The 8,651-nt window shown below is 65.3% G+C and carries 8 protein-coding genes; 1 reads left to right on the top strand and 7 read right to left on the bottom strand.

Annotation, left to right across the window (positions count from 1 at the left end):
• From ACLP25_RS11790 to ACLP25_RS11760, 7 genes are all read right to left on the bottom strand, one after another.
• A partial coding sequence (locus tag ACLP25_RS11790) for a hypothetical protein (RefSeq protein ID WP_442469386.1) occupies positions 1-268 on the bottom strand: 268 nt, incomplete at its 3' end.
• Between the two features lie 25 nt (positions 269-293).
• Positions 294-1,304 (bottom strand): NAD(P)H-dependent glycerol-3-phosphate dehydrogenase, encoded by a 1,011-nt coding sequence (locus tag ACLP25_RS11785; RefSeq protein ID WP_442469385.1) that lies wholly within the window; start codon positions 1,302-1,304, stop codon positions 294-296.
• A 15-nt stretch (positions 1,305-1,319) separates the two neighbouring features.
• A complete protein-coding gene (locus ACLP25_RS11780) occupies positions 1,320-2,762 on the bottom strand; it encodes an HAD-IB family hydrolase (protein WP_442469384.1) in 1,443 nt (480 codons plus the stop codon).
• Complete coding sequence (locus ACLP25_RS11775; RefSeq protein ID WP_442469383.1) at positions 2,762-4,573, bottom strand: 1-acyl-sn-glycerol-3-phosphate acyltransferase; 1,812 nt, start codon at positions 4,571-4,573, stop codon at positions 2,762-2,764. Before ACLP25_RS11775 ends, ACLP25_RS11780 begins: the two co-directional genes overlap by 1 nt.
• Positions 4,570-5,448, bottom strand: a complete 879-nt coding sequence (locus tag ACLP25_RS11770) for an alpha/beta fold hydrolase (protein ID WP_442469382.1) — start codon at positions 5,446-5,448, stop codon at positions 4,570-4,572. Before ACLP25_RS11770 ends, ACLP25_RS11775 begins: the two co-directional genes overlap by 4 nt.
• 35 nt (positions 5,449-5,483) lie before the next feature.
• Positions 5,484-7,139, bottom strand: a complete 1,656-nt coding sequence (locus ACLP25_RS11765; RefSeq protein ID WP_442469381.1) for a fatty acid--CoA ligase — start codon at positions 7,137-7,139, stop codon at positions 5,484-5,486.
• On the bottom strand, positions 7,106-7,741 hold the full coding sequence (locus ACLP25_RS11760) for a helix-turn-helix domain-containing protein (protein WP_442469387.1): 636 nt from the start codon (positions 7,739-7,741) through the stop codon (positions 7,106-7,108). Before ACLP25_RS11760 ends, ACLP25_RS11765 begins: the two co-directional genes overlap by 34 nt.
• 182 nt (positions 7,742-7,923) lie before the next feature.
• On the opposite strand from ACLP25_RS11760, the gene ACLP25_RS11755 reads away from it, so the two are divergent.
• Positions 7,924-8,514, top strand: coding sequence for a hypothetical protein (locus tag ACLP25_RS11755; RefSeq protein ID WP_442469380.1), 591 nt, complete (start codon positions 7,924-7,926; stop codon positions 8,512-8,514).
• The last annotated feature ends 137 nt before the right edge of the window (positions 8,515-8,651 follow it).

Here is an 8,651-nt window from a genome sequence, read left to right as displayed (position 1 = left end):
CGACCCACTGGGGCAGGCCGACGCCAAACGCGGGCTCCATCACGCGCTGACGCAATCTCGGAACTGCGTTCGTCAGCCGCGTGAGTCTGTCAAGCAACCTCGGCCAGTCGGGCGCCCGATCGAGCATAATCACACCGGTCACGATGGAGCGCATGCGCGGGTCGGCTTCGGCGAGCCACATCGCCGCCTCGAAGGCGCTCATCTCGGCCGGTCCGCCCCATCCGGACAGGTCCTCGGGACTAACGGCGCGGCCCTTGCGATCGCTCATGATCTTGCCTCCAGATCGCCTGTCGTCACGCCGCCGCGTCGGACTCCGAGCCCGGCGCGACACGCAGCAGTCCGCGAAACGCCCGCTCGGCGCCGCGTTCGCCCCTGATCACCGCATCGACCTCGCGGGAGATCGGCATTTCGAGGCCGCGCTCGGCCGCCATGGCCACCACCACGCTGCTGGTCTTGATGCCTTCGGCCACCATGTTCATCGCGGCGACGATTTCGGCAGTCGTCTTGCCGCGGGCGAGTTGCTCGCCGACCTGCCGATTGCGCGACAGCGGGCTCATGCATGTGGTCATCAGGTCGCCGAGCCCGGTCAGGCCGGCGAAGGTCTCGGCCCGCCCGCCGTGGGCCACGCCAAATCGCGTGAGTTCGGCCAGGCCGCGCGTCACGACGGTCGCGAGCGTATTCATGCCGACGCCCAGTCCGACCGCCATTCCGGCCGAGATGGCGATGACGTTCTTCAGCGGTCCGCCGAGTTCGCAACCGACGACGTCGACGTTCGAATAGACGCGAAACATGCGCGAGCCGAACAGCGGCTGGAGCGAACGCGCGACGTGGAGATCGGGCGTTGCGATCACCGCTGCGGCGGCCATGCCCTGAAGGACTTCGCGCGCGAGGTTCGGTCCGGCCAGCACTCCCGCCGGGTGGCCGGGCAACTCCTCGCCGATGACCTCGGTCATCCGCATGCGGGTCTGCTGCTCCAGACCCTTGGCGAGACTGACGACGGGCACCCACGGCCGGACAAGAGCCGAAGCGGCGCTCAACGTCGCGCGCATGGCGTGCGAGGGCACGCCGAGCACCAGGACATCGCAGGTCGACACGGCCTCTTCGAGAGACGTGGTCGCGCGCAGCGCCGGGTTCAGCGGCAAGTCGCCGAGGTAGCCGCTGTTGCGATGTTCCCGATTGATCTCGTCCGCGGTCTCGGCGCGCCGCGCCCAGAGCACGGTGCGGGCGTTGGCCGACGCGAGCGACGCGACCGTGGCGCCCCACGAGCCCGCACCGAGAACCGCGATCTGAATGGGTCGGGTCATCCTCGTCTTGTCCTCTCATTCCTGTCCCGCCGTGGGCCAGTCGTCGAGCGTTCGCTGGAACAGCGCCTGCACATCGGCCATGTGACGGTCGAGATCTTCGACCTTCCATTTGGTCACGTCGATCGGCGGCAAGACGCACACATGTACGACGCCCGGGCGGAAAAGCACGGAGTCGCGTGGCATAACCTCGTAGCCATTGCGAATGACCACGGGCACGATGGGGGCGCTGGCCTGCATGGCGATGTGGAACGCGCCCTTCTTGAACCGGCCGAGTTTCGGCGTGGCGCTGCGCGTGCCCTCCGGAGCGATCACCACGCTGACGCCGCGCCTGAGCCGCTCGACTGCCGGCCTCATCGCCTCTATTGCGCTTCGGGTGTTGCTACGATCGATGAAGGCGACGTCCAACGCGCGCAAGATCTGGCCGACGAGCGGGATGTCGGCGACTTCCTTCTTCGCCACCCCCGTCGCCCCGCGCCTCAGCAGGCTGAGGAGCACGTAGCCCTCGACCATGCTCTGATGATTGATGAAGAACACCGAGGGTCGATGCGCCCACAGATGGTGTTCGCCCTGGACCTCGATGTCGACGCCGGTAATCGCCAGCATGGCGTCGCTGCTGATCGCGCTGACCAGTTCGGCAGCCTTGCGGGTCTTCCCGGTCGCCAGCGCATAGGCGAGGCCGCCCAGCGAAGTCGCCACCAGCGTGTAATAGGCGCCGAGGCTCCGCGCCACCACCGACGCCGACGGCTTGCCGCGCGGCGAGAAGCGCAAAACCTTCCAGCCTTCACCATGCGCCGCCTCAAGCAGCGCCGGCTTAGGGTTCACGGCGTTCGCGTGTCCCACCGTCTTCAGGAAGGCGATGTCTTCATTGCCGTTGGCGTAACCGTAGCTGCGCGCCAGCGCGATCTTGCGCGCCTTGGCGAAAGCGCGCACCGCGTCGGCCTTGCCGACGCCCCAGAGCGGCGCCCCCTCGATGCCGCCTGTCAGCCGTCCTCGGCGCACCATCGCGCGCGTGCACAGCAGATGCTCTATCCCCAATTCCTGGGTGATCGGCTCCGCCTGGTAGCGCGTGGCCGACGACGCGATCGCCACCGTGTGACCCATCTTCTGGTGCGCCTTCACCAGGCGCCACGCCTCCGGGAAAAGCAGGCCGGCGATCTTCTCCCTGAACAGTCGCGACCACAGTTCGACGAGTTCTTCTTCCGCACGGCCGGCCCATTCGCTAACGGCCTTGCCAATGACCTCGGCGAACTCCCGCTCGTCCATATCGCCGCGAAGGATAATACGGAGAATGTCTGCGGCCTCGCCAAGACCCATGTCGCCGCGACGTAGCTTGTCGGTGAAAAACGCCGACGCCGAATAGCCGTCGATCAGCGTGCCGTCGAAGTCGAAAAAGGCGCCGATGTCCGGTCCTTTCGGTCCAGCCTCGATCGCGGCGATGGCGTCGTCGGTTGCTGACATCAGGCGAGCCTTTCCACGGCGTGCCGCAGCCGGTAGTCCAGTTCGCCGATCGCCGCCACGCCGGCGACGGCGGCCGCCGTCTCCTGTGCGAAGCGTCGTCGTTTCTCGGCGAGATCCTCGGCGCCCGGTTGCATGAGGCCGCGGTTAGCCGCCAGCGCGAGCGCGTTGGTGAACAGTTCGCGGCTGACGCATTCGGGATTGCGCAGACGCTTTTGCAGCACGTATTGCCTGCCGACGGCGATGCAGTGCGAAAGGAACGTCGGTTCGTCCACCGCGGCGTCGCAGGGCTGCGCCGCCAACCGATCGGCGACGATGAAATAGGCCTCGAGAAACGCCGGCAGCACCCGATGGGCGATGAGGAACGGCGCCTGCTCGAGGAGCGATAGAGTCGCCCGCCCTTCGGCGAGATGTTCGCGCATCTGCGGATCGAGCAGACTCGCCTCCGCCTGGATTTCCTCCTGGAACACGGGCTTCTCGCTGAAGAAAAATTCAAACTTCAGCAGGTCGCGCAGGGCGAGCGCCTGGCGCCAGCCGCGGTCGATCGCTTGGTCGGGTCCGTCCCGCGAAGCGACCATCAGGCCGAGTTCGACGATTGCGCGGTTGACGAACCAGTGAATGGCGCTGTTGCGATAGAAAGCGGCGACGGAATGCTTGCCGGGCTCGATGTAGAACACCGGCGCTAGGCCGCCGTCGTGACGACCGACCACGCCCGCTTGAACCAGCGTATCGAGCACCGTCTCGACGCCGCTCGCGCCCGGCAAGCCGCCGAGCGCGGTCGCCGGCAGATTGCGCTGCGCGGCGTAAGCGAGCAGCGGTTCGACCACGTCAAGCACTTCCTGCAACGTCTGCGCATGGTCATGGACGCCAAGCAGGGCCAGGGTCACGAGTGCGGGTGCGGTGACCGGCGTAACGCGATTGATGCGCTGGAACACTTCGAAGGCGACCTTGTCGAGCGTCCAGCGCAGGGGCTGGTTGTCGCCGCGCGGATGCGCCTTGCGCAGCGAGAAAGGTTCGCCAAAGCGGACGTAGGCCTTGCCGAGCTTTCGATTCTGCGACTGCGCGTAGCCGGCGAGCCAACGGATGCCCTCCTTGCGCTTGGCGGCGCCCGCCTCCTCGGCGGCCATCTTCGCGATTTCGTTCAACTGGTCGTAGGTGATCGAAACCGGGACCAGCAAGATGTCCTCAGCGGCGCCGCTGTCGATCGCTTCCACGAGATATCTCAGCAAGCCGTACCTCGGCGGCCGCAGCTTGCCCGTCCGCGAGCGGCCGCCCTCCATGTACCATTCGAGACTGGCGCCGGAGGCGACGAGGTAGCGCATGTATTCGCGCACCGCCAGCTTGTAGACCTCGTCGTCCTTGAAGCTGCGCCGCATGAACACGCCGCCAGCGCGGCGACCGATCGTTCCGATCGGGAAGAATCCGAGATTGTCGCCGCCGAGCACGTAATTGCGCGGCATGTGGATCGACTGCAGGATTTTCATCAGGATGAACGGGTCGGCGTAAGAGCGGTGCGTCGGCAGGAAAACCAGCGACTTGTTTGCGTTCTCCTGGTGCTCCTGCAGGCGCTTCAACGCTGCCCAGTCGACGTCGAACGACCAGGCGCGCGTGTGCAGAGGCCCCAACCCGCGATCGATGAGCATGCCGAAGAACGGGTCTTGGACGCTGACCATCTCGCGCAAGGCGACCTCTGCTTCCTGGCGCGCCTCGGCCGGCGACTTGCCGGCCTTCTTGGCGGCGGCGACCAGCTCGGCTTCGAATCTCTGGCTGTCGAGAACCGCTTGCGCGACCGCGCGGCGGGTCATGAAGGTCATTGCGCATTCCCTCGCTCTGGCGCCCCGGGGGGAAGGCCGTTTTCGGCCGAAGCGACGGTCTCGAGGATCGTTTTCGCCACCCGGCCGGAATCGTCGTACATCGGCATGTGACCCACTCCGGCGAGCATCAGGGGCCTTGCGCAGGACACGAGCGCGAGCATCGGCACGCCGTAACGGTGGAACGGAATGAGGCGATCTCTGGCGCCCCAGGCGATCGTGACCGGCGCGGCCGATGCTGGGATCGGCGCAATGGGACCATCATCGTGGACTGCCGCGATTATTTTCGGAAGCACGCTCGCCCGCGCGAGCGCATGCAGCATCTCCCGCGCCTCCCACGGCTCGACGCGCTGACCCTGCTCCATTCCTCGCCGCAACAGCGCCCAGCGAAACCAGGCGAATTTCATCAGGCGCTCCGGCGCCTTCCTCCATCGACTGCGGGCGAGCGCGTAGGAGTTCAGCACCGGCCGCGCCATGGCTTCGAAGTCGTCGGACGTTCGCCATGCGCCGGCAGGCGACAGCGCGGTCACCGACTTGGCGAAGCCACGGCGCAATAGTTCGAGGGCCAGCCAGCCGCCCAGCGAATTGCCGGCAAGATGCGCTGAATCGAGACCGAGGCTTCGCAACTGCTCCAGGACCGTATCCGCCAGCCAGGAGATCGACGGCCGCGTCGAATCCGCGACGGGCAAGCCTTCGTCGTGTCCCGGCAGGGTGATTGCGACCACACGGCAATGGGGCTCGAGCAGCGGCAACACGGGCGTCCAGACCCGCCATGTTCCGCCGATGCCGTGCAACAGCACCAACGGAGGCCCCTCTCCGCCCATGTGGACGCCGCGTATCGGCGTCCAGGAAGCCGGCATCTGGCTCTCAACCGACATGGCTCGTCCTGGCGTTCGCAGTGGCGACCCGACGACTATTCGTCCTGTGTGTAGCGCTGGCGCAGTAGCTGCTTGTCGATCTTGCCGACGCTCGTGCGCTCGAGCTGATCGACGAACAGGATCGTTTGCGGCACCGCGTATTTCGAGATGACGCCGGTGTCCGCGACACGGCCGACGTGCGCCTTGATCGTGTTTTCCGTCGGCGCTTCCTCCGCCTGATAGTCGCGGACCACCAAGGCCGCCGGGCGTTCACCCCACTTTTCGTCCTTGATGCCGATGACGGCGGCCTCTTTGACGCCGGGGGCCTTCATGATGATGTCTTCAAGCTGCAGCGACGAAATCCACTCGCCGCCGGTCTTGATGACGTCCTTGATGCGATCGGTGATCTGGAGATATCCGTGTTCCGTCATGTTGGCGATGTCGCTGGTGTGCATGTAGCCGCCGCGCCACAGATCCTCCGACGCGGTCGGGTTCTCGAAATAGCCTTGGGTCAACCAGGGCGCCCTCACGACGATCTCGCCTGAGGCTTTGCCGTCATGCGCGACGTCGTTCATGTCGGCGTCGACGACCCGGATGTCGACGAGCGGGATCGGACGTCCGGTCTTGGTCCGGAAGTTCACTTCCTCGTCGTGGACGCCGCTGAGCATCGACGCCTTGAGGTGCGCTAAGGTAAGGACGGGCCCCGTTTCCGACATCCCATAGCCGGTGAAGATGTCGATTCCCCGCGCCATAGCGCGCAGAGCCAGCATCTTCGGCAGGGCCGCGCCGCCGATGACCATGGTCATGCCGCTGAGATCGACATCTGCGCTCGCTGGCGCATCGAGCAGCATCAGCAGAATCGTCGGTACACAATGTGTGAAGGTCACGCCCTCATTCTTGATGAGCTTCAAGAGGAGGTCCGGAATGTAGCGCCCGGGATAGACCTGCTTCACGCCGGCGGCGGTCGCCGCATAGGGACAGCCCCAGGCGTGCACATGGAACATCGGGGTGATCGGCATGTAGACGCTCTCGCTGTGGAAGCGCCCCTGCTTGGGCGCCAAACCCAATGCCGCGAGTTCGCTGATCGTGTGGAGCACTATCTGCCGATGGCTGAAATAGACGCCCTTCGGCAGACCGGTGGTGCCGCTGGTGTAGAAGGTGGTCGCCTGCGTGTTCTCGTCGAAATCGGGGAAATCGAACTCAGGCGATGCCGAGGCCAAAATGTCTTCATAACGGCCGGCGACGTCGCTTTCGCGAGCAGCGAACGACTCGTTGTCCGACATCAGGACGATCGCCCTGACCTTGGTCAACCGCGGTCGGATCGCCTCCAGAAGTTCGCGAAACTCGTCGTTGACGAGCAGTGTGGTCGCGCCGGCGTGTTCGATAGTATAAATGAGATGTTCGTGCGACAGGCGGACGTTCACTGTTTGCAGGATCGCGCCCATCATAGGGATCGCGAAGAAGGCTTCCAGGAACCGGTGGGTGTCCCAGTCCATGACACCTACCGTATCCCCGGGACGGACGCCCAGCGCCGCCAATCCGCTCGCCAGTCGATAAATGCGTTCTCCGAGCGTCCGATAGGTGAACCGTTTCTGGTCGCGGTAGACGATCTCCTGGTCCGCGGCGTGCAGCATCGAGGAATGCAGCAGATGCTTGATGAGGAGCGGGTAAGTATACGCTAACGGCGTAACGTTGATGAGGCGACCTGCCAAAGTTTCCTCCTGTCGTGCGCTTTATCGCGATGCGCTTCTCTGCGATCCGAAGGTCGAAAAACTGACCTTTGAATGTCGGCCACCATACTGGCCGCACAATAATGCATGCTTCCGGCACGCGCAAAAAGGTGAGGCGCGGCCAAGAATGGGTTATTTTCGGCCAGAAGAGATCTTTTCGCCGATAGCGATTTCGGGACCGCGGAGGGCGCAGTGTCGGCGGCGATCGCGCCTGGTTCTGTCAGCGCAGCTACCGCCGTAGGGGCCGCCGACAGAGCCCCGCAAGACAACCTACGCGGCCGAAAGTCATAGTCAATGACCGGCGTCTGACCGGCGTCTCCGTCGACCACACAGAGCAATTGCTGCCGGAACTCGTTCGGCGGCATCTGCTTCCAACGCCGGAAGGCGTGACGAAAATTCGCGGTCTCGCTGAAGCCCAGCGCATGGGCGATGTCGTCGATGGTCATTCGCGTGTCGCGCAGGTACTTGACCGCGACTTCGACCCGCAACTGATCGAGGATGTCGCGAAAGGAGGTCTGCTCCTCCCGAAGTCTTCGCCGGAGCGTACGTACGGGGGTGGCGAAATGCTGGGCGACATCCTCCAGGCTCGTCTGTGGCGGGGTGCCGGGGCGGAGAGGGTGCAGACCTGCGCCACCCGCGGCCGGTGACTACGTCCAAACCCTCGGCCGGCGGCTGAGCGTTCGCGGCAGGACAGCGAAAGAAACCCTTGCGGCGTGAGGGGATTGACCGTCAACTGCGCTTGCCTTCGTCAGCGTCGCGAGGGGCCATGAGCGAGAGCGTCTTTCGCCTGTTCGTTTCGTCACCTGGCGACGCGGCGGCGGAGCGCTCACGCCTCGAGGCGGTGGTCGAGAAGCTCAATGCGGAGTTCAAGGATCGCGCGCGCTTCGACGCCGTGCGCTGGGAGACGAACTTCTATTCCGCGCACGAGACGTTCCAGAAGCAGATCCCCGAGGCGGCCGAGTGCGACCTCGTCGTCGCGATCTTCCGCGCGCGTCTCGGATCGCCGCTGCCGCAAGGATTCGAGCCTCAGGCCGACGGAGAGCCCTATCCCTCCGGCACGGCCTACGAGGTCCTGAGCGCGATCGCGAAGCGGCGCGACGGCGGCCCGCTGCCCGACATCTATGTATTCCGTTATCCGCACGATCCCCAGGTCTCGCTCAACGCGGCCGACCGCGCCGACATCGAGAACCAGTGGCGGGCGCTGGAGGGCTTCTTCGAACGCTGGTTCAAGACCGCCGGCGGGCAGTTCGTCGCCGGGTTCCAGCCCTACGAAAGCACGGACGATTTCGCCGAGCGGATCGAGGCGTGCCTGCGCCAATGGCTCGCCAAGCGCGGCATCGCCGCGCGCGAGACCTGAGACCGCGCAGGGCTGGGCTCGCCCTTTCCCGGCCTCGCGGCGTTCGGCGGCTGGCAGCGCGATCTTTCGGTGTCGTACCAAAAGGTCGGAGAGGTGGAGGTCGAACAAGGCCAATACGCGCAAGCCCTCGATTCCTA

It is taken from the genome of Roseiarcus sp. (assembly GCF_052145395.1).
Classification (GTDB): Bacteria; Pseudomonadota; Alphaproteobacteria; order Rhizobiales; family Beijerinckiaceae; genus Roseiarcus.
This window is presented reverse-complemented; position numbering and strand designations above follow the sequence as displayed.

Coding starts and splice junctions, on each gene's coding strand:
- ACLP25_RS11785 (WP_442469385.1), bottom strand. CDS start 1,304: ATGACCCGACCCATTCAGATCGCGGTTCTCGGTGCGGGCTCGTGGGGC.
- ACLP25_RS11780 (WP_442469384.1), bottom strand. CDS start 2,762: ATGTCAGCAACCGACGACGCCATCGCCGCGATCGAGGCTGGACCGAAA.
- ACLP25_RS11775 (WP_442469383.1), bottom strand. CDS start 4,573: ATGACCTTCATGACCCGCCGCGCGGTCGCGCAAGCGGTTCTCGACAGC.
- ACLP25_RS11770 (WP_442469382.1), bottom strand. CDS start 5,448: ATGTCGGTTGAGAGCCAGATGCCGGCTTCCTGGACGCCGATACGCGGC.
- ACLP25_RS11755 (WP_442469380.1), top strand. CDS start 7,924: ATGAGCGAGAGCGTCTTTCGCCTGTTCGTTTCGTCACCTGGCGACGCG.